The organism is Cellvibrio polysaccharolyticus, from assembly GCF_015182315.1.
Lineage (GTDB): Bacteria > Pseudomonadota > Gammaproteobacteria > Pseudomonadales > Cellvibrionaceae > Cellvibrio > Cellvibrio polysaccharolyticus.
The window spans coordinates 2,862,740-2,882,215 of sequence record NZ_PRDL01000001.1; the positions used below are offsets into that span (position 1 = coordinate 2,862,740).

17 protein-coding genes are annotated in these 19,476 nt (G+C 52.9%); 9 read left to right on the plus strand and 8 right to left on the minus strand.

What is annotated here, in order from left to right; translation table 11 throughout:
- Positions 1–10 precede the first annotated feature (10 nt).
- The gene (locus C4F51_RS12245; protein WP_193910185.1) at positions 11–3,343 is read right to left on the minus strand and encodes a CPBP family intramembrane glutamic endopeptidase; all 3,333 of its coding nucleotides are present in this window, start codon (positions 3,341–3,343) and stop codon (positions 11–13) included.
- Positions 3,344–3,764: 421 nt separating this feature from the next.
- Here C4F51_RS12245 and C4F51_RS12250 point away from each other — a divergent pair, with 421 nt between their 5' ends.
- The 6 genes from C4F51_RS12250 to C4F51_RS12275 all read left to right on the plus strand — a co-directional run bounded on the left by C4F51_RS12250 (position 3,765) and on the right by C4F51_RS12275 (position 9,242).
- Positions 3,765–4,661: a hypothetical protein gene (locus C4F51_RS12250; RefSeq protein WP_193910186.1), complete on the plus strand. Its 897-nt coding sequence runs from the start codon at positions 3,765–3,767 to the stop codon at positions 4,659–4,661.
- Between the two features lie 5 nt (positions 4,662–4,666).
- Positions 4,667–5,200 carry a GTP-binding protein gene (locus C4F51_RS12255; protein ID WP_193910188.1) on the plus strand — a complete coding sequence of 178 codons (534 nt, stop codon included), beginning with the start codon at positions 4,667–4,669 and terminating at the stop codon, positions 5,198–5,200.
- A 2-nt stretch (positions 5,201–5,202) separates the two neighbouring features.
- Positions 5,203–5,625: a roadblock/LC7 domain-containing protein gene (locus C4F51_RS12260; RefSeq protein WP_193910190.1), complete on the plus strand. Its 423-nt coding sequence runs from the start codon at positions 5,203–5,205 to the stop codon at positions 5,623–5,625.
- 9 nt (positions 5,626–5,634) lie between these two features.
- Positions 5,635–5,997 (plus strand): hypothetical protein, encoded by a 363-nt coding sequence (locus C4F51_RS12265; protein ID WP_193910192.1) that lies wholly within the window; start codon positions 5,635–5,637, stop codon positions 5,995–5,997.
- Positions 5,998–6,132: 135 nt separating this feature from the next.
- A complete protein-coding gene (locus tag C4F51_RS12270) occupies positions 6,133–8,145 on the plus strand; it encodes a methyl-accepting chemotaxis protein (RefSeq protein WP_193910194.1) in 2,013 nt (670 codons plus the stop codon).
- A gap of 242 nt (positions 8,146–8,387) precedes the next feature.
- Positions 8,388–9,242: an alpha/beta hydrolase gene (locus tag C4F51_RS12275; RefSeq protein WP_202987674.1), complete on the plus strand. Its 855-nt coding sequence runs from the start codon at positions 8,388–8,390 to the stop codon at positions 9,240–9,242.
- A gap of 108 nt (positions 9,243–9,350) precedes the next feature.
- On the opposite strand, the gene C4F51_RS12280 is transcribed toward C4F51_RS12275, so the two are convergent.
- A complete protein-coding gene (locus C4F51_RS12280; RefSeq protein WP_193910195.1) occupies positions 9,351–10,799 on the minus strand; it encodes a catalase in 1,449 nt (482 codons plus the stop codon).
- A gap of 252 nt (positions 10,800–11,051) precedes the next feature.
- Here C4F51_RS12280 and mobA point away from each other — a divergent pair, with 252 nt between their 5' ends.
- From mobA to C4F51_RS12295, 3 genes are all read left to right on the plus strand, one after another.
- Entirely contained in the window at positions 11,052–11,681 is a 630-nt protein-coding gene (mobA, locus tag C4F51_RS12285) for a molybdenum cofactor guanylyltransferase MobA (RefSeq protein WP_193910197.1), read from the plus strand.
- 161 nt (positions 11,682–11,842) lie between these two features.
- On the plus strand, positions 11,843–12,235 hold the full coding sequence (locus C4F51_RS12290) for a VanZ family protein (protein ID WP_202987675.1): 393 nt from the start codon (positions 11,843–11,845) through the stop codon (positions 12,233–12,235).
- Positions 12,235–12,822 carry a DUF1287 domain-containing protein gene (locus tag C4F51_RS12295; protein WP_193910199.1) on the plus strand — a complete coding sequence of 196 codons (588 nt, stop codon included), beginning with the start codon at positions 12,235–12,237 and terminating at the stop codon, positions 12,820–12,822. The genes C4F51_RS12290 and C4F51_RS12295 overlap by 1 nt, the downstream gene beginning before the upstream one ends.
- 226 nt (positions 12,823–13,048) lie before the next feature.
- Here the strand turns inward: C4F51_RS12295 and C4F51_RS12300 are convergent, their stop codons facing one another.
- From C4F51_RS12300 to truD, 6 genes are all read right to left on the minus strand, one after another.
- On the minus strand, positions 13,049–14,053 hold the full coding sequence (locus C4F51_RS12300) for an alpha/beta hydrolase (RefSeq protein WP_193910201.1): 1,005 nt from the start codon (positions 14,051–14,053) through the stop codon (positions 13,049–13,051).
- Between the two features lie 354 nt (positions 14,054–14,407).
- The gene (rpoS, locus tag C4F51_RS12305) at positions 14,408–15,409 is read right to left on the minus strand and encodes an RNA polymerase sigma factor RpoS (RefSeq protein ID WP_193910203.1); all 1,002 of its coding nucleotides are present in this window, start codon (positions 15,407–15,409) and stop codon (positions 14,408–14,410) included.
- Positions 15,410–15,551: 142 nt separating this feature from the next.
- The gene (locus tag C4F51_RS12310) at positions 15,552–16,391 is read right to left on the minus strand and encodes a peptidoglycan DD-metalloendopeptidase family protein (RefSeq protein WP_193910205.1); all 840 of its coding nucleotides are present in this window, start codon (positions 16,389–16,391) and stop codon (positions 15,552–15,554) included.
- A gap of 157 nt (positions 16,392–16,548) precedes the next feature.
- On the minus strand, positions 16,549–17,484 hold the full coding sequence (locus C4F51_RS12315; protein WP_235992330.1) for a DUF368 domain-containing protein: 936 nt from the start codon (positions 17,482–17,484) through the stop codon (positions 16,549–16,551).
- A 20-nt stretch (positions 17,485–17,504) separates the two neighbouring features.
- The gene (locus C4F51_RS12320; protein ID WP_193910207.1) at positions 17,505–18,146 is read right to left on the minus strand and encodes a protein-L-isoaspartate(D-aspartate) O-methyltransferase; all 642 of its coding nucleotides are present in this window, start codon (positions 18,144–18,146) and stop codon (positions 17,505–17,507) included.
- 252 nt (positions 18,147–18,398) lie between these two features.
- On the minus strand, positions 18,399–19,376 hold the full coding sequence (gene truD, locus C4F51_RS12325) for a tRNA pseudouridine(13) synthase TruD (RefSeq protein ID WP_193910208.1): 978 nt from the start codon (positions 19,374–19,376) through the stop codon (positions 18,399–18,401).
- Positions 19,377–19,476: the final 100 nt, after the last annotated feature.

Genomic DNA, 19,476 nt, shown 5'->3' on the forward strand with positions numbered 1-19,476 from the left:
CGCCATCGCTTCAGTTTTCGATGGGCCGCGCACTCCAGGCCAACCAGTGTTTGAATAAACCGACACTGACTAGCCCTAACACCAGCATGGCCAGCAAAGCGTGAAACCAGGCAAACGGATAGTCGGCACTGGCCACCCACAGGGTATTGAGCATTGCGTTCACCATCACCATTACCAGCGCGACTGCCGCCTGCTCACGGCGAATCAACGCCATTAGCAAGCCTACTGTAACCAGGGTTGCCAGGCTTTTCGCCAGCGCGGCAAGGATATCGGTTTGCGCCAGGCTGGTGACAGCCAACCACACCAACGCCACACCCATCACCAGCCACCAACGTTTGGCGGTGTGCGTAAAGCGGCTAAGGCCGGTGGCCAATACCAGTAACACCAGTGAGCCCAGCAGCGATTTCCAGGGGTTCAGTATCGCCGTCAGCCAGGGAATCCAGGTGGGGTAATCACCAATGTAATTGGCCGGTGGGTAGCTGACCGGAATCACCGAGCGCACGGCGGCTTCTACACCCGTCAGCGCAATCGCCAGCGCAAAACCGATGGGCCAGGCCCGGCGGGCATTACCCGCTGGTGAAACCGGCAAACTGTAAAGTACCTGCACCAGTAGAAACACCACCGCCAGCACAAAAGCCAGCGAAACCAGACTGCTTAATACCACCACCGCCAACTGCGCAGACCAGCTGCCGAGAGCATCAAAATGCGCCATGGTCGGCTCCAGCCACAGCAGCCCCACCAACAGGTATCCTGAACCAATCACCGCCATCCACGGCAGCGCCGCACGAATGCTGAAACGAACTGCTGCCTGTTTGCCAAAAAAACTGCTGATAGCAGCAATAAACAACACCAGCGCCAGCACTGCGGCCGCAATGTTCAGTGGCGTGCGCTCGCTTTGCCTGATCTGTTGCTGGCGGTGCCAGGCTTCCGGCGTATCAATGCCCCGGCTGGCGTCCACCACACGGTCGCCGGCAACAACGACCCGAATCCAGGCAGTGGCTTCGTCCTGCTGCCAATCATCCGGGTTCAGCCATTCAACTACCCAGTCGCGCCTTGCCGGGCGATTGATCTCCCGTACTGCCTTTTCCTGCCATTGGGCTGCATCTCCCCAACCGGCTTCCGCCACGAACGCAGCCGCCAAATGCACCGCCTGTTCACGATCCAAAGACGCACCCGGCCGCGCCTCTGGCAGGCGCTGACTCACCGCGTGCAAGCTGGCATCCGGGTTTAACAATAGGGTCCACACTTCGGTGCGCTCTTCCACGGGACCATCAAACCGCTGCCATTGCACGCGCCAGCGGGGCGCTGATAAATAACGCCCGATCAATTGCTGATAACCGGATGCGCCCACTTCCTGCCAAACATAGGCATTACTCTCGCCACCGATCGCCGTCACGCTGGCACGCCAACCGCTTTCAAGCTGCACACCTCGCGCTTGCAATACTTGCTCTGCGGCCTGCAACGCCTCACTGCGGCTGGCGGTGTAGCCCTGCCATTGCACGGCATCCGGCCGGGTCCAGGCGAGTAATAAACCGCCAATACCAATAGCCGTGATAACCACCAATACGGCGGGAGAGAATTGCCACGAACCTGGCACCGAAATAACCGGCGGCGGTGCAACTTGTTCGCGCACAACGACATTTACCAGCCCCTGATTACGGGCACTATCCGGTAGCGATTGCCAGCTACCCGCTCGCCAGCGCGCCCACATCACGGCCAACAAAGGCAGCAAGCCGGCAGCGATAACTATCGCCCGATCAATCCACAAGCGGCTGTCGTCGGTCATAAACAACGGCAAGCTCATTAACACCAGGTCATAAAGAAAATGGGTGAGGATGGCGATCATCAACCCGTAGCGTAAAAACACCAGGCCGAACACCAGTGCCGGAATAAACAGTTCCACTACCCGGCTGTAGCCCGGCAAGTTGGGATAGTTGGCGTGAGCACCGGCGAACACCAGCGCCTGCAACAACAAGGTGCCGATAACCAACGGGCGGAGCATGCCAAAACGACGCCCCAGCAATACCGCAATCGACAGCGGGATAGCACGGAACAAACATTCTTCCCAGGTGCCCGCCTGCAAGGCGTTAAACAGCGGCGCCACACCCGGTCGCCAACTGGCGAGGATGTTAGGGTCTACCTGCGACCAGGCCGGTTGCCACCAACCCCAGCGCGCCGTAAGCGCGATAAACAGCACCGCGTACAACAAAAAGAACCCGGTCCAGATGTAAGCCCCCAGCACCCGCCCGACTATCTCCGGTGATGCCGCCTGGGGCGCGTTAAAAAACCCGTATAAACCCGGATGCCGGGGAAAGGCCATGCGGCTCAAACCCTCCGCGACCGCGTAGAGCGCCACCCAGAAAATACCGAAGAAGAAAAAAGTCGCCAGCGCCTGGAAAAGTTGCTGGAACAAAAAAGTGCCCGACGAGGTAACGGTCTGGTAGTACATCCAGGCGGTGGGTAAATTCACTATCACCACCGTGGCCAGACCGGCGGCCAGAACAACGCCTGGCCACACCGCCTTGCGCCATTGCAATTGCCCCTGACGAATCAGCCAGATACCGCCCAGCAAAAACCCGCCGAGGCCAAACACCAACCCCATCAGGGCGTTGGCAACCTGGCTGATACGCTGATTAAGCGCGCGCATTTCGCCAAAGCGCTGCTCGAATGCCTGCGGGATATGTTTAATTCGCACCAGCGAAACCAGCTGGTCACCGGCCAGCAGTGCTTCCAGTCGAAAGCGTGCCTCACCGGCCTGTAAATGCTTGTGCTCCCAGGTAAAGCGATGGTCTGCCCGGCCACGGGTTTGACGAACAACGGCGCTATTGAGCAGGTGGTAATCGGCAAACTGCTCACCCAGCAAGCTTGTGATCGCCGCTTCGGTTAACGCCAGCGCCTCGGGTTCGGGCAAGTCGGCCCCCGGGTTATTTTCCGGTTGGCGGAAGGCAAAACCGGCCAGTTGACCATCCGGAAAGAATCCAACGCCCAACTCTTCTTCCTGGCCTTCACTGAACAAACGTACCCACCAGCCATGGGTTGCCGCTGCCGGGTTGCCGATCAGCTGCTGATACGCAGCGACACCGCCCGCCTCCAGCTCTACATAATGTTGCAGCGCCGCATCGGACTCAAACACGATCGCCTGCCGCCGGGCAGCAAGTTGAGGGAAGTTTTCCAGGCGGAAGGTTTCAGCAGCTTGCAGTGCCTCCTCCCGGGAAAAGGTCACGGCAAATTGCAACGAGGGCGAGACGACAAACAAATTCTTAACCGCGACCACTGCGGCCAGCGCCGACATCAGCAAAAAGAAAACCCAGCGCAAACGGCGGGTAACGGAAATAAACGGCATAGATATCATCCCTGGAAGTGGTGCCTGAGGTACTGAATAAAGTAACTGATGACCATAAGGTTAGGTTCAGTAGCGGCTAATGGTGCGTTATTGTTATGACCCGGGCGCCAAAAAAGACGGTTCCCTGCAAGCCATCCTCTTAAACCCTGATATCTGCATTGCCAACGCGATTGAAAGTCAGCTTTTTTACAGCGCGATAGCGCCGCTTTACACCGCGGCAATCGCGTTTCGTCGCTATGGTGACACCCCATGTTAGTCCACAGCAACCGTTTTGGCGCTGTCGCGTAAAATTTCTTTCTGTCATTCAATTCAACATATTGTTTTGAGAGGTTGGCGCCGTTATACTGATCACCGTTCGATCAAGTTGCCGAAAATTCGTATCGCCCGCCTTTCAATGCAGAGCATTTGAGCTCCTATCCTGATGAATTCAAACCGTTTTTTTCGTATCTCGTCACAAGGGCTGAGCGACCACGAACAAGGTCTGTTGCAGCAACAATTGAAAATGCTCAAGGGGAGAACCCGGAGCAATTGGAATTACGTCGAAGAAGGTCAAACCGCTGAAGTGGTGATTATTCGGGATGCCGCCAATCAACCGGATTTTGCGCTGGGCGCGTTCAATGAAGAACTGATCCGTGCTGAACCGGCGCGCATTGAGTGGCCATTGCGTTTATTCGGCCTTATGTCGCTGCTGGAAGATTGCGAACACCGCCTGCCAGCATCGGCAGCCACACCCACTGCTGCCTCGCTGGGCGCTTTGCTCGCCGGTTTGAAAGCACCGGCACTGCTGCAACACCCTGACTATGTTATCGCCGTGATCCCCGCGCTGGATCAGGTGCGCGTTAAACAGCTCGACTTCGCCACCCTCAGCCACACGCTTGGCGCCGCTGTGGCCTTGCCGGAGGTACGCAGCGAGCAAACACCGCCCGGTGAACTGGCAGAAATTCACTCTCTCAAACGCCTGCTGTGGGCAATATCCCTCAACGAAAAATCCACAGAAAACACCGCCTGGGCGCAACCGACCCAGGAGTTTCGTATTGGTAAATGGCCGTTGTTTAACGAGTGGGTGTCTTCGCCGAAGCTGATGCGGCTGGCGGCGCTTTATACCCGCCAACACGCCAGCATCAACCAGGGTGTGGAATTTTCCCAGGCAAGCGCGGCAGATATTGAAGCTTTTCTGCGTGCTTGCGAGCGCTGTGGGTTGGGGCTGGATATTCGTACCGCCCCGGCAGCGGCGCAATTACAACGTCAGAATAATGATTCACAAAACCTCTTCCAGCGCCTGCGAAATCGCCTGGGATTGGGTATTAACCAGGCATGATGCCCATGAAAATTATATTTATTGGCCCGATGGGCGCAGGTAAAACCACCGCCATTCGCGCCGTTAGCGATATTCCGCCAATTTGTACCGAATCTGAAAATCACGACAAAGCAGCGCACGAGAAAGCCACCACCACCGTTGCCATGGATTACGGCGAAATTCATCTCGACGAAGGCGAAACCGTAGCGCTGTACGGCATACCCGGACAGGAGCGCTTTTCATTTATGTGGCCGGTGCTGGCCGAAGGTGCCATGGGCGCCATTTTGTTGCTCTGTCACAACGAACAGGCCACCGCACAGCTGCTCACTTATCTCGACGCCTTTCCGGCACTGGTAGAACGCGGTTCGCTGGTGATTGGCATTGGTCATACCAACCTGCCTTCGGCCCAGGTGCTGGCGCCCTATCAGGCAGTGCTGGAACAACGCGGGCTGGCGCTGCCGCTATTTGTGACCGACGTGCGCGAGCAACACCATGTGTCGCTGCTGATTGACTCGCTGATCGCTAACGCAGAACTGAACCAACTTTTTCAAGGATCCTGACCATGTCAACGTCGACGTCCCCTTTGCGTTTGCTCTGCACACGCCATTTGCAACTCCTGAAACAGACCGCCGATAATTTAAAACTGGCGGTAGTTTCCAGCACCGACGGTTTTCCTATTGCGCTGCTTGACGTTGAACTGCAACCCGGCCGAAAAGCCACCGCCATGGCCGCCGCACTGGATGGTTTAAGCAAATCCATCGTCAAGGAATTTGGCCTGGGTGCCCTGGAAGGCACTGTACTGGAAACCGAACAGGGTCTGGTGTTGTGCCGCCGGGTACACGGCCCGAAATACAACCTGGTGTTGCTCGCCGTCATGGGCAAAGACACCACTTACGGACACGCCCTGTGGGCAATCAAAAACGCGGCCAAAGAACTGACCGCTTCTCTGCAAGAGCTCACCGAGCTCGACTCTCTCTCCACATAAGGACTGTTTATGTCATCTTCTATTACAGACACGCTTAAACAACTGCTTGATATCGACGGCGCAATGGCGGCAGCACTGGTGGATTATTCCAGCGGGATGATGCTGGGTTCTGTTGGTCAGGGCCTGGATCTGGATATCGCGGCAGGTGGCAACACCGAAGTGATACGCGCAAAATTGAAAACCATTAAAGCACTGGGCCTTAATGAAAATATTGAAGACATGCTGATCACGCTCGACTCACAATACCATTTGATTCGTCCGTTAACCCAAACCCGTGAACTCTTCGTGTATTACGTACTGGATCGCAGCAAAGCCAACCTCGCGCTGGCGCGTCGCAAGTTGCAGTCGGTGGAAGGGCAAATCGCTATTTAACGCTGTTACCTTTCTCCCGCTTTGATTGATACAGATCATCGCTGTTCAACCGATATATTTTATACTGTTTGAACCGCGATGATTTCTTCCGCCTCAACCCCTCGCTCAACTCTCAATCCCCCATAGGGAATAATCATGTCCAGTGTATTCACACCTGCAGTTCAGCTGGCCAACCGGATGTCTTTTTCAAGCAAGTTGCTCACGGTTGTTGTTATTTTTCTTATTCCTTATCTCTGGTTACTGGGGCAGCAATGGTTTGACCATACCCGTGTGGTCAACGCCGCCAGCTATACCGAAGAAGGTATTGACCTGATTCTTGAAATAAAACCGCTCAGCCTCGGTATCGCAAGGCATCGCGGTATCAGCGCGCAATATCTCGCTGGTGCAACCAACACCGCTACCGAGCTGACCACCCTCGAGCAGGAACTGGATGCCCAATTCAAACAGGTGATTGAGCGCATTGCCCGCACCACCCGCTTCGACACGACCTTGCCGGCTATCGCAACGGTCTGGAGCACATTGAAAATAAATGGCGGCGAAAAAAATCCGGCGAGAAATTTTGCGCTGCACACGCAATTGATTGAACAGATACAAACCGAAGTGACCTACCTGACGGATTACTTTGATATTGAACTGCAATCAACCCGCGATAATTATTATCTGTCGCAGATGACGCTGTTCCAAATTCCCCGCTTGCAGGAAATGACCGGCCAATTACGCGCACGCGGTGCGGCGGCGCTCACCGCCGGCGAAATTTCACCGGAGAACCTGGCCACGCTGACCGGTTTGCATCAAGTAATCGACAACCTGATGAGCGGGTTTAATCAGCAAGTCCATTTGCTCAACCGCAACGAAAACCTGCGTAGCTACTTCGCCAGCGCGGTGGAAAAAGTGATTGCCGACACCGACGATTTCAACCGCTATCTCAACCAGCAGGTGCTGGAGCCGGAAGTACCAACCACCACCAACAGTGAATTTTTTAGTCGGGCGAGCAAGCTCATCGAAAGTATTGGCGTGATGGATCGCCTCGCCAGCCAGCAGCTGATGAAGACCGCGCAACAAATGCGCGAAGACGCCAACACCTCACGCACCTTGCTGCTGATAGTGGCCCTCGCCTGCATTATTCTCGGCTGTTATTTGGCCATGGGTATATTGCGAGCGCTGAACCTCAGCGTGTCCTCGGTTAACGACCTCACTCAGGAACTCAAGGCGGGCAACTTCTCCCGCACCTTGCAGGTAGACAGCCATGATGTGATTGGTGATGTTGCCGACAACCTGACGGCGATGGTTACGCAGGTATCACTGCTCATTAATAATATTCAGGACTCCGCCGACCAGGTCAATAAACTGTCGGTTGATCTGCAAGCCGTCACCGACGACACCCGCGCCGAGCTGGATCAACAAAACAACCAGACCCAGCAGTCCGCGTCTGCTGCCACGCAAATGGCGGCAACCGTGCGGGAAGTTGCGCGCACCTGTATTGAAGCCAGTTCAGCCACGGATGTGGCCCGCGATACAGCCTTGGAAGGTAGAACGCGGGTTAACGATGCCATAACCGCCATCAACCAGTTGGGCAACAATGTGGGGGATGCAAAAAATATTATTACCGAGTTGCAAGACGACGTTGCCGGCATCAGTGCCGTGCTGGAAGTTATTCGCAGCATTGCCGAGCAAACCAATCTGCTGGCTCTCAACGCCGCTATTGAAGCCGCACGCGCCGGCGAGCAGGGTCGAGGGTTTGCGGTTGTAGCTGACGAAGTGCGGTCACTCGCCAAACGCACACAGGACTCTACCGCCGAAATTCGCTCGGTTATTGAAAAACTGCAACAGCGTGCATCCAGAGCCGTGGATATTATTTTGCAAAGTTTTGACGGTGCGCAGATGTCGGTAAAAAGTGCTGCCAGCGCTGGCGAATCCTTGCAGTTGATTGTTAACAACGTAGAAATGCTGCGCGACCTCAATACGCAAATTGCTACCGCCGCCGAGCAGCAGGCAACCGTTGCCGAACAAATGTCACGCAGTACGCGTGAGCTGGGAGACTCTTCGGAAAATATCCTGGATCAGGTAGAAAAAACGCTGGGTTACAGCCTGAATATGCGTCAAAGCGCCAGCCGCCTACTCGAAAACACCTTGCAGTTCAAAATCTGACCAACCTGTAACATCAAGCAATACCCGCTCAAATAGCAACCGGCCTTGTGGCTGGTTGCTATTCTCCCCTGCGCTGTACCATCAGCGGCTGGCACTCTTCCTCCCGCCATGTATTACCCACGTTCCATCGCTTTGCCGCCACCCGGTTCTCAACCGCGATAAAAAAATGTCGCGCTTATGCATCCCTGTGTACACTTAAAAGAAACTTGTCCCACCACAATAACAAGCCTGTCGGAGAACTGATGATGAAGTGCTGGTTTTTGCTTTTGCTATTGATGATCAGCGGCTGCCAAACCGCTCAGCAGCCAGTTTCACAAGGCGCTCACAACGATAACGCGGCACTGCCGGTGAAACATTTTGACAGTGAAAAGCGTGCAGAGCATCAAGGTGCATTGCAAGAGCTGCGTTACAAATCCACCACCGTTGGCGTTGAACGGCGCCTGCAAGTGTATACACCGCCAGGTTATGACCCGAAAAAACGCTATCCGGTGCTGTACTTGTTGCACGGTATTGGTGGTGATGAATACGAATGGTCGCGTTTTGGCAACCTGCAAGCGGTGATGGATAATCTCTACGCCGAGGGCATCGCAGAACCCATGCTGGTGGTTTTGCCCAATGGCCGCGCGCAACAAAACGACCGCGCTGAAGGCAATTTATTTGAACATGCGCCCGCCTTTGCGGTTTTCGAGCAGGACTTGCTGGTGGATATCATCCCGTTTATAGAATCCCGCTATGCGGTGAAAAATAGCGCCGAGTCACGTGCAATTGCCGGCTTGTCGATGGGTGGTGGCCAGGCATTGAATATCGGGCTGAGCCACACCGACAAGTTCGCCTGGGTTGGCGGATTTTCCGCAGCACCCAATACTCGCCCACCCGCCATGCTGGTGCCTGACCCGGCGAAGCTGAACCGTCAACTGAAACTGCTGTATGTGGCCTGTGGCGATAGTGATCAACTGTTTCATGTCAGCGATACGCTGCACAAATACCTTGATCGCAATCAGGTAGATCACCGCTGGACGGTGTATCCACAAGGCAAACATGACTGGCATGTATGGAAACAGGATTTATGGTTTTTTGCCCAGCAGCTGTTTAAATAAAACCCTGGTCGCAGGTGCTTTTTGTAAAAATCATATCAACCTGAAAGCCGGATCGACATCACATCGATCCGGCTTTTTAATGTCGTCCGCAACAGCGACGTCAGCTCACTAACCTAACAGCGCTGCAACCCGGGCCGCGTAATCGGCGTCAGCCTGGTGCAAGTAGGCCAGCATGCGCTCCTGTATGGATGTGTTGGCATAACGCAAACCACCCGCAATATTGTTCACCAGCTGTTGCTTTTGATCTTCCGTCATCAACCGGAACAAATCACCCGCCTGCGAGTAATAATCTTCACCGGACTGGTCGTAACGGGCAACCGCCTCTGCCGAAAGGCGTAACGGTGGTTCCTGAGCGCGAATATCCGGAACCGGTGCACCGGCGGCGCTGCGATCATTGGGGAAAAAATTAACCTCGCGGGTTTGCACACTGCGCCCTTGTGAAAAAGGGCAGCCGGCCATTGCACCATCGCGCTGGTAATGATTAACCGGACATTGCGGTGCATTGACCGGAATCTGATTGGCGTTAACGCCCAAACGGTAGCGATGCGCATCCTGATAAGCCAGCAAACGCGCCTGCAACATTTTGTCCGGCGAAGCGCCGGTACCCGGAACCAGATTACTGGGTGCAAAAGCAGCTTGCTCGGTCTCGGCAAAATAATTTTCTACGTTGCGGTTCAGTTGCAAGGTGCCTATCTCCTGCAAGGGAACCAACTTTTGCGACCAGACTTTGGTCAGGTCAAACGGGTTGAGCGACCACTGCGCCGCATCGGCTTCGGTCAATACCTGGAGATACACTCGCCAGGCGGGAAAGTCGCCACGGTCAATGGCGTCCACCAGATCCTGCTGCGCGCCAAAAGGCGGTTGCTGCGCGGCCTCCTCAGCGGTCAGGGTTTTGATACCCTGGCAACTTTTAAAATGCCACTTCACCCAATAGCGCTCACCCTTCGCGTTCCACAAACTGAGCGTGTGCGAACTGAAACCATGCATGTGCCGGTAGGACGCAGGAATACCGCGATCCGACATGAGAATGGTCATCTGGTGCAATGACTGCGGATGATTCGCCCAAAACTCATACATCGCGGCCGGATCAGGCAAATTGGTGCGCGGATTTTTCTTTTGCGAGTGAATAAAATCAGGAAACTTGATGGGGTCATTCAGAAAAAATACCGGGGTGTTGTTACCAACGATGTCGTAGTTGCCTTCACGGGTATAAAACTTCACCGCAAAACCGCGCGGATCACGGGCATAGTCACTGGAGTCCTGACCACCACCCACAGTAGAAAAGCGCACAAACACCTGAGTTTTTTCACCGGCTGTCTGTAAAAAATTGGCGATGGTCAATGGCTCAAGCCCGCTCTTTAACGTGAACTCGCCATAAGCCCCGGTACCCCGCGCATGCACCACCCGCTCCGGGATACGTTCGCGGTTGAAGTGCGCCAGCTTTTCAAACAGGTAATGGTTATCGAAGGTCAACGGCCCCCGGGAACCGGCGCTGATGCTGTTATTGTCGTCAGGCACCGGGGCGCCAGCTGCTGTGGTCAAGGTGGTAAGGCTCATAAAATACTCCTGCGGTTACCTGGGCAAACTCGTTTTGGGAACAGGTGCCAGAGTAAAGCAGCGCCAATCATTATAAAAATTAATAATATGAATACCTCCGATAGCTATTAACTAACCAAAGTAACCGTTTCCAGGCCGGAGCCGTGCTTGGCAATCTCTATTTTCCTGCGTAAGCTTTCAGAATGACGTTACACGAAGGCCACATATCAGCTTATAATGGTGGCGCAATTTTCATCTTGAAGAATTTTCCGCATGAGTGATCAGCCAACAGTTATTGGAGTTATGCTTGCGGGAGGCAAAGCGCGCCGGATGGGCGGTGGCGATAAATGCCTGCTGCCGCTGACTGGCCAAACCCTGTTACAACGTTCTCTCGCCCGCGCCCTGCCCCAGGTCAGCACCATGCTGCTGAGCGCTAACGGGAATGCCCTGCGGTTTGCCCGCACCCGCTTGCCAGTACTGGCGGACAGCATTCCCGGCCAACCAGGCCCGCTGGCCGGTATTTACCAGGCACTGCTGTGGATGCAGGCCAATGCTCCACACAGTGAATGGCTGGTCAGTTTTGCCAGCGATACGCCTTTTTTGCCGGAAGATCAGGTGGAAAAGTTATGGGCCGCTATCACCTCGGACGAACAACTGGTTATCGCCCGCGCCAATGATCGTATCCAGCCCGCGTTTGCGTTATGGCATATCAGCTTGTTAGCGGAAATTGAGCAGGTGCTTACCAGCGATACCCAGGTCGACTTGCGACAATGGGCAGGCAAGCATCGTGCAACCTTTGTCGATTTCGAAAACCCGCACTACGATCCTTTTTTTAATATCAACACGCCACAGGATTTGTACGCCGCCGAAGCCATGCTGCAAAAACAACTCGCCAGCAAATAATCTCATCCGCGGTTAACCCGCCCTGGCAAGTTTTTGCAGACAGGGTTAATTGTCGCGAGCCTGTCAGGTTTCTCACACCCGTCAAATTTTCTCAGCCCTGTTAAATTTTTCCCGGAAGCCCCGCCAGGTTAAACTGGCCTTTTTTCAATTCACGGAATGCTATGAACCTCCTGCTCAGAATCTGGCCTTTAGTCTGCTATTTACAATTTCTTGCCATGCTCATTATTTACACGGTGCTGGGGCTCACGCCCAGTCCGGGCAACATGGTGCCTATGTACAATGATCTGCTGATGCATTTTACCGGCTACCTGGTTGCCGGCATTTCTATCAGTTTTCTCTGGCCGCGTTGGCATTGGGGCTATCGCGCACTGATTCTGCTGGTGTACTCCATCGCCATTGAAGTTGCGCAACACTTTATGCCGCCCCGCACCTTCAGCTTTCTGGATATTCTCGCCAACGGCAGTGGCATTCTGGCGGGCTTGCTGGTTTTTCATATCCTGCAACGTTTTGCTCCGGCAGTACTCCAACCTTTTTTTCACTCCGGAAAATACTGATGAAGCTACGCACCTTATGGTTATTGCCGTTACTCTGCTCGCTGGCGACAAGCGCGCTGGCAGATATGGACAAGGTGCTGCAAGCGGCTATGGCCAGTACGCAGCAAAACATTACCTATAACGCTGCCTGGTTTAAAATTGATTATCCCGGTGGCGATATTCCGCCGCAGTTTGGTGTATGCACCGATGTTATTGTGCGCAGTTACCGCGCCATCGGTATAGATTTGCAGAAAGAAGTTCATGAGGATATTCGTGCGCATTTCGATCAATACCCGGCGCGCCGTATTTGGAACCAGACGCGACCGGACACCAACATTGACCACCGCCGCGTGCCCAACCTGCAAACGTTTTTTACTCGCCATGGTGAATCATTAACGCCGGGCAAGAAGGGAGAGGATTATCAACCTGGAGATATGGTGACCTGGATGTTACCAGGCAATTTACCGCACATAGGTTTTGTCAGCGAGAAACAATCTGCCGATGGTAAACGCCCGTTGATTATTCACAACATAGGCGCAGGCCCAAAGCTGGAAGACATGTTGTTTGATTACACGATCACCGGTCAGTACCGTTATTTGCCGAATTAACATCTCGCGGCTTTTGATAACACTCAGAGCGGTTAAAGCCGTTTGGCGTTAGGATGTTTGTTCCAAAACCGTCGAGTCATGGACGCCCGCCAGGGATGGCGGAAGTTAGAGCAACGTAGGGAACAGTTGCCGTTGACTCGACGGAGCTACACGGATGTATTCATGCGTTTTTGGAACAAACATCCTAATGACAAACGGTCAGCATGGCGAAAGTCTTTATCTGCCTTTAATGGCAGGTCATACGGTAAGCGAATTGTGCATCAAGAAAATTCGCCATAATGGTCGCTGTGGGTTTCATCCACGGATACAGCAACCAGAAACTGTGCGGCGCATGGCGGAAAACTTCAACGTGGTTATTTACCCGCTGTTCATCCAATAGCCGACTTATCTCTTCCTGCCCGACACTGAAACGCGGCACCGAGCTTTTAATAAACAACATCGGCGGGGTATTTTTGTTCACGTAATAAATGGGTGAAGCCTCATGCCACAGTTCGGTTTTGGTCGCGTAATTACCGCCAAACCAGAAACCCGCCGATGATGGATTCTTACGCGGGTCGTCCTCATGCAACCGGGCAGCTTCCGAAGTGAAGTCGGACAGACCATCAATATTGATAATTGCCTGCACGTCGCTGGAAACTTTACTGTGCTTTGCCTGCGGATCAAATTTTTCAATGCCCGCCGTAACACCGGTCAGGCTGGCAATTTGCCCACCGGCAGAACCGCCGGCAATAGCAATTTTATCGACATCAATGCCATAGGTTTCTGCGTTAACCCGCAACCAGCGAATAGCGGCTTTCACGTCGTGAATAGCGGCCGGGTATTTTGCTTCCGGAGCCAGCCGATAACTGATAGTAGCGGTTACATAACCGCGCAGTGCCAGTTGCTGGGCCAGCGGTGTCATGCCTTCACGATAGCCGGAACGCCAACCGCCGCCATGCACCAGCACAATGGCCGGACGTTTTTCGCTCATGGTAGTGGCCGGCGCATACAGATCCAGCTGTAACTCGCGGCGACCATATTTCACATAAGAAAGATTTTTAAACTCGGCCACGCCTTCCGGCAGCTCGGCACTGACCAGGCGAATTTCCGGGTAGTTTTCAAGCTCTTTTTCATACACTGACTCGGCGGTATAGTCGTTATTCGGGTCATATACCGAGGTAATGGGCTGTTGACTGCAAGCGACTGAAAACAGCATCGCAGACAATGCAACGAGAGGAGTAAAAAACTTCATAGCGGCAAACTCTTTATTGTTAAGTGCAGATGTTATTAGCGTGTTGAGACGTTTCCCGGAAGGAAGCTCTAACAAAGTGATTCACAATAAAGCAGATTGACCACCGATACCAGCCCGGCACTAACCCTTTATTACATCGCCGGAAGGTTTTCGACCGGCAGATATTTTGGGACATTGCCGATGCAATCGAGCTAAAAACTTTAGCTATTTATGATCCGCGCATCGGCAACTCAAGGGAGTTTATATTTTTTAAATCGGCAGGGACAAGAGATTCAGAATAGCAACCTGGGCTCAAAATAGAAGCGAAAAAAAAGGCAGCGATTGCTGCCTTTTTCATTGCGTATCATCAGGGAATTACGCACCGAATAGCGCCTCGCTATCCAGACCTTGTTTTTCCATGATGTCACGGAGACGTTTCAACGCTTCAACCTGAATCTGACGAACACGCTCACGGGTCAGACCAATTTCATGACCAACTTCTTCCAGCGTGCTTACCTCATGTCCGCGCAAACCGAAACGACGTGCCAGCACTTCGCGCTGCTTTTCGGTTAACTCGTCCAGCCAGCTGTCGAGACTGAGGGTAAGGTTGTTGTCCTGCAACAATACAGCAGGGTCGGATACGTGGGTATCGGCAATGGTGTCAACAACGGTTCTGTCAGAAGAGTTGCCAATCGGGGTATCGATAGAAGTAACGCGCTCATTCAAACCTAACATCCGCTCTACATCGGATACCGGTTTATCCAGCAATCTGGCGATATCTTCAGCGGTCGGTTCGTGATCGAGTTTCTGGGTCAGTTCGCGGGCTGCACGCAAATATACGTTGAGCTCTTTGACCACGTGAATTGGCAGACGAATGGTGCGAGTCTGGTTCATGATGGCCCGTTCAATTGTTTGACGGATCCACCAGGTGGCATAAGTAGAGAATCTGAAGCCGCGCTCCGGATCGAATTTTTCAACCGCTCTGATCAGACCCAGGTTGCCTTCTTCAATCAGATCCAGCAATGCCAGACCACGATTAACATAACGACGCGAGATCTTAACCACCAGACGCAAGTTACTTTCAATCATACGTTTGCGAGAAGCTTCATCGCCACGCAATGCACGACGGGCAAAATAAACCTCTTCTTCTGCACTTAATAAAGGCGAGAATCCGATTTCGTTGAGGTAGATTTGCGTTGCATCAAGAGTTTTATTGAATTTTTCATCCAATATTCTTTCACCAGCACGACGAGGTGTTGCTGGTTCGGGGTGGTCATCGTCTTCAGCTAACAGGACATTTCTTTCAAACTCTATATCCTGCATGACGAATACATCTTCACGGTCAAATGTGCTTGAATCCCTGTTTCCTATAGTCATTTTTCAGCCCCTTATTCTCAGTTGACCGGTCGACACTGACTGCGCCGACACGTTACTACACAAGCTGTACCATTCCTTGTTGGTGAGATAATTAATCGGTTTATCTCACTGAACGCTATAATTGACAGTTCATTTTCCAGCTTCAACGCTTTGGTAAATAGATCATTGGATCAACAGGTGTACCTTCGCGTCGAATCTCAAAATGAAGCTTGACCCTGTCTGTACCGCTTGAACCCATTCCGGCAATTTTCTGCCCAGCGCCTACACTATCACCCTCCTTAACAAATAATGTGTCGTTGTGCGCATAAGCGCTAAGGAACGTCTCGTTATGTTTAACAATGAGAAGTTTGCCATATCCTCGCAGCCCGGTGCCGGCATAAACCACCTGTCCGGCCGCTGCTGCCAACACAGGCTCACCCAAATTTCCGGCAATATCAATACCCTTGTTCAGGCCGGTGTTAGCCTGGAAGCGAGCAATGATGGTTCCTCTTGCTGGCCATTGCCAGCGCGGCGCCCCGGTCAATAAAACCGGTGCGGAAGGTTTACTGGCAGCGGGTGTTTTAATTTCAGAACGAGCGGCTGGAGGCGCCGGTTTTGCGGCTGCTGCGGTGGTACCGGTTACAGGTCGGGTGGCCATCGGCGGGGGAGATTGCGTGGGAGCGCGCGGCGTATTTTGTGCAACCGCCGGTTGACGAGCACCCGCCTGGAGACGGATGACTTGCCCGGGATAGATGGTAAAAGGGGGAGATATTCTATTGGAGCGGGCTAATTCCTTGTAATCGAGGCCATAACGCCAGGCAATGGAGAAAAGGGTTTCACCTTTGGCAACGTGATGCGTCTGAATCCGCCGACCTGGCGGCTGATCGCGATCAATGACGTGAACACCGGAATTAACAGCACAAGCGCACAGCGACAAAAAAGCGATCAAGATAACAATCACTTTTAAATAAGCATTTAAATGTCGCCATAACGCTTGTGACATAAAGGACTCGGTACGGTACAAAAACGCACGCTTTTTTTACTGTTAAAAGAAGCCTGAAAAATTGCTTTTATGACAAATATATCTAATATTTTAGGCGCCATTTTTGCAATTTTGTCTATTTTTGCCGTCGATGCAAGGAAATATCCAACGAAATGGATTATTTCTGCAATTTGCGTCGATAAACGTTCGCACCATACTCCAGTGCGAAAACCAGAATAAACCCGAACAGTGCCACACCCAACACCGGCAAGGTTTGCGGATCGGTACCGGTCAAGGCCAGAAATTGGTCAGGCAATACATTTTCCTGTTGCACCGGAATTTGTTTGCCATGACGGTCAACCACCATTTCCAATACGTGTTTCCACGGCCAGATAATACTTAAAGACCCCAAAAGGAAGCCGGTCATCAATGCCAGGGTGACATCGTGATAATTCCTTAATAGCCAGGATAGCAGGTGAGAAAACATTAACAAGCCAGTGGCACAACCCGCGGCAAAGCTGATCAGAATCACCAGGTTAAATTCCACCAGTGATTGCAGAATAAATCCGTACAAGCCCATCAGGATCAGCATAAAACTGCCCGAGGTTCCGGGTAACAGCATGGCGCAGATGGCAATAGAGCCAGCCAGAAAAACCACCCACCATTCACCGGGCAATTCTGCCGGGCGAATCATGGAAACACCGGTAGCGAATACCACCCCGACCACAAAGAGAAAAACAATTAACGGATTTCTGAAGGGTAGCGGCTTGGCAATATAGATGGTGGATGCCAGTACCATGCCGTAGAAAAAGCCCCACACCAGCAAAGGATGTTCAGCCAACAACCAGGTGACAACATTGGCGAGCGATAAAATACTGAGCAGAATGCCGCAAAAGAGCGACATCAGAAAGAACCCGTTAATGTGTCTCCAGAACGCGCCAAAACCTTCGCGGAACCAGATCGCCAGCGAAGCCGGTGTCATTTTTTTCAGGGAGTCGAGCAATTCTTCATAAACACCGGTGATAAATGCAACGGTTCCTCCCGATACTCCGGGAACGATATCGGCAGCGCCCATCGCCATGCCTTTGATAAACACCATCAAATAATGCTTCATGTTATTTCCTGAAAGAAGACTTACCGGGTTATGCCCGGAACCAGCGGAACAAATTTCACCGGTTCCAGAATTTGAGTAATAAATTTATCCGAGCTGTCGTCCCGGATGATCATGTGTAAATGCTGCTCGCGGGCACCAACCGGAATAACCAATACACCACCAGGTGCCAGCTGGGCGAGTAGCTCTTCAGGAACAACGGCAGGTGCTGCCGCGCTTAAAATACCGTCAAACGGGCCCACTTCCGGCCAGCCAAAACCGCCATCAGCATGGCGTAACTGAACGTTATTCAGCCCCAGCAGGCGCAGGCGATCACGCGCTTTGTCCTGCAGGGGTTTGATGCGCTCGACACTGTAGATTCGGGGAAGCAGTTGCGCCAGTATGGATGTTTGATAACCGGAACCGGTTCCAACTTCGAGAACCTTGTCCAGCTTGCCACCGGCACCCAACAGAATTTCTGTCATGCGTGCAACGATGTAGGGTTGGGAAAGTGTTTGGCCGTGGCCAATCGGTAAAGCGGTATCTTCATAAGCGCGATGAGCCAGCGCTTCGTCAACAAAGAGATGTCTGGGTGTGTTACGCATAACATCAAGCACTTGATAGTCGCTAACACCCTGTTCAATCAAACGCTGCACCAGACGCTCACGCGTTCGCAAGGAAGTCATGCCAACCCCCTGCAAAATGAGATCACTCACCATAGCCCTCCATTGAGATCAGTCCATCTCAGCCTTGTTTTTTTGGGCCTGACCGACAGCCGCTCGAATAATACACAGCCTGTTATCATTCTCAAGCCGTTTCCGATCCTGCCGTACATTTATTATGCAAATCCCGGTAATGCACCGGGATAAAAAGGCGGCAACTATAACATACTCAATGGCACAGACTTTGGGCTAACAGGCAGCCCGGAAGGCAGCCCGCTATTCGCCAGACTCGGGCGCTCCGGCCTGCGTCAGAAGGGTGATTTCTTTTAAAACAGCGGTTGCGAATTCGCCAGCGGAGAGCGAGAAACTTAATTCAAGATCGCCGCCCAGCCACTGCCATTGCATGGCTTCAGGCTGCAACACCAGCGGACGACGCTCCTGCTGCAAACCCTGATGTTCCAGCGCATTACACCATTCTGACCAGGGCTCCAACACCTGCTGCTCGAGCGCGGCCAGCTCACCACGGGTGATCGCCCGCCCCCTGCCCCACAAAGGACCGGAGGGACATTCTTGCGGCTCACCCTCTACCATGTCTCGCCAATTATTTTGTCGAACCCGCTCCGCCAGTACCAGGTTAAAAACCCAGGAACGTGCCGCCGATAAAATAATGCCTTTCTCCGAGCGTGACTTGATCGGTTTGCGATCAATTAATAAGGATTCCGCCTGGTTCAGATTATTGTACTGACGGCCAAACCGCTGCTCACCAAAATAGTTGGGTACGCCATTGTCACGAATGGTTTCCAAACGCTGCTCCAAAGCCTGCCGATCAGCGCCGGTTACTTCCCGCAAACGAATCACAAACCGGTTGGCCTGATGTTCGCCGCGGCGCAGTTTGTGGTTATGTCGGGCAAACGCCAGCAACTTGAGATTCTCGTTAACGAGCTGCTGCCAATCCGGCTCCGGCTTACTCGGTGGTAAATACACACTGAACCATTGACTGGTGACCGCATGGCGATCCTTACGGCCGGCATAACCGACATCCATCTCCTGAACACCGGCCAGGCTGGCAATTTGTTTGGCAATCCAGGCGGTATTTTCACCCCGTTTGATAAGATGCAAATAAACGTGTTCGCCCTCACCCCCCGGCTCATATCCCAGCACCTCTTCCACTTGAAAGTCTTCAGGAAACTGACGGAACACCGCGGTAGCCAAAGGCTCGCCATAGGCACAAGGGAAATCAGGATTAAATTGCATAAAAATACTCGATATTTAAAAACAAAAAACACTGCCCCCTGTTCAGTGGGCAGTGTCATTCCGGTTGCCGTTCAGCAACAGAGACGAAAGAGAGAAGAAG

What these genes read in the sequence shown, in the direction of transcription:
- rpoS (WP_193910203.1), bottom strand. Translation starts at nt 15,409, where the DNA reads ATGACTATAGGAAACAGGGATTCAAGCACATTTGACCGTGAAGATGTA.
- C4F51_RS12270 (WP_193910194.1), top strand. Translation starts at nt 6,133, where the DNA reads ATGTCCAGTGTATTCACACCTGCAGTTCAGCTGGCCAACCGGATGTCT.
- C4F51_RS12310 (WP_193910205.1), bottom strand. Translation starts at nt 16,391, where the DNA reads ATGTCACAAGCGTTATGGCGACATTTAAATGCTTATTTAAAAGTGATT.
- C4F51_RS12245 (WP_193910185.1), bottom strand. Translation starts at nt 3,343, where the DNA reads ATGCCGTTTATTTCCGTTACCCGCCGTTTGCGCTGGGTTTTCTTTTTG.
- C4F51_RS12275 (WP_202987674.1), top strand. Translation starts at nt 8,388, where the DNA reads ATGATGAAGTGCTGGTTTTTGCTTTTGCTATTGATGATCAGCGGCTGC.
- C4F51_RS12255 (WP_193910188.1), top strand. Translation starts at nt 4,667, where the DNA reads ATGAAAATTATATTTATTGGCCCGATGGGCGCAGGTAAAACCACCGCC.
- C4F51_RS12295 (WP_193910199.1), top strand. Translation starts at nt 12,235, where the DNA reads ATGAAGCTACGCACCTTATGGTTATTGCCGTTACTCTGCTCGCTGGCG.
- C4F51_RS12315 (WP_235992330.1), bottom strand. Translation starts at nt 17,484, where the DNA reads ATGAAGCATTATTTGATGGTGTTTATCAAAGGCATGGCGATGGGCGCT.
- C4F51_RS12260 (WP_193910190.1), top strand. Translation starts at nt 5,203, where the DNA reads ATGTCAACGTCGACGTCCCCTTTGCGTTTGCTCTGCACACGCCATTTG.
- C4F51_RS12265 (WP_193910192.1), top strand. Translation starts at nt 5,635, where the DNA reads ATGTCATCTTCTATTACAGACACGCTTAAACAACTGCTTGATATCGAC.
- C4F51_RS12250 (WP_193910186.1), top strand. Translation starts at nt 3,765, where the DNA reads ATGAATTCAAACCGTTTTTTTCGTATCTCGTCACAAGGGCTGAGCGAC.
- mobA (WP_193910197.1), top strand. Translation starts at nt 11,052, where the DNA reads ATGAGTGATCAGCCAACAGTTATTGGAGTTATGCTTGCGGGAGGCAAA.
- truD (WP_193910208.1), bottom strand. Translation starts at nt 19,376, where the DNA reads ATGCAATTTAATCCTGATTTCCCTTGTGCCTATGGCGAGCCTTTGGCT.
- C4F51_RS12300 (WP_193910201.1), bottom strand. Translation starts at nt 14,053, where the DNA reads ATGAAGTTTTTTACTCCTCTCGTTGCATTGTCTGCGATGCTGTTTTCA.
- C4F51_RS12280 (WP_193910195.1), bottom strand. Translation starts at nt 10,799, where the DNA reads ATGAGCCTTACCACCTTGACCACAGCAGCTGGCGCCCCGGTGCCTGAC.
- C4F51_RS12290 (WP_202987675.1), top strand. Translation starts at nt 11,843, where the DNA reads ATGAACCTCCTGCTCAGAATCTGGCCTTTAGTCTGCTATTTACAATTT.
- C4F51_RS12320 (WP_193910207.1), bottom strand. Translation starts at nt 18,146, where the DNA reads ATGACTTCCTTGCGAACGCGTGAGCGTCTGGTGCAGCGTTTGATTGAA.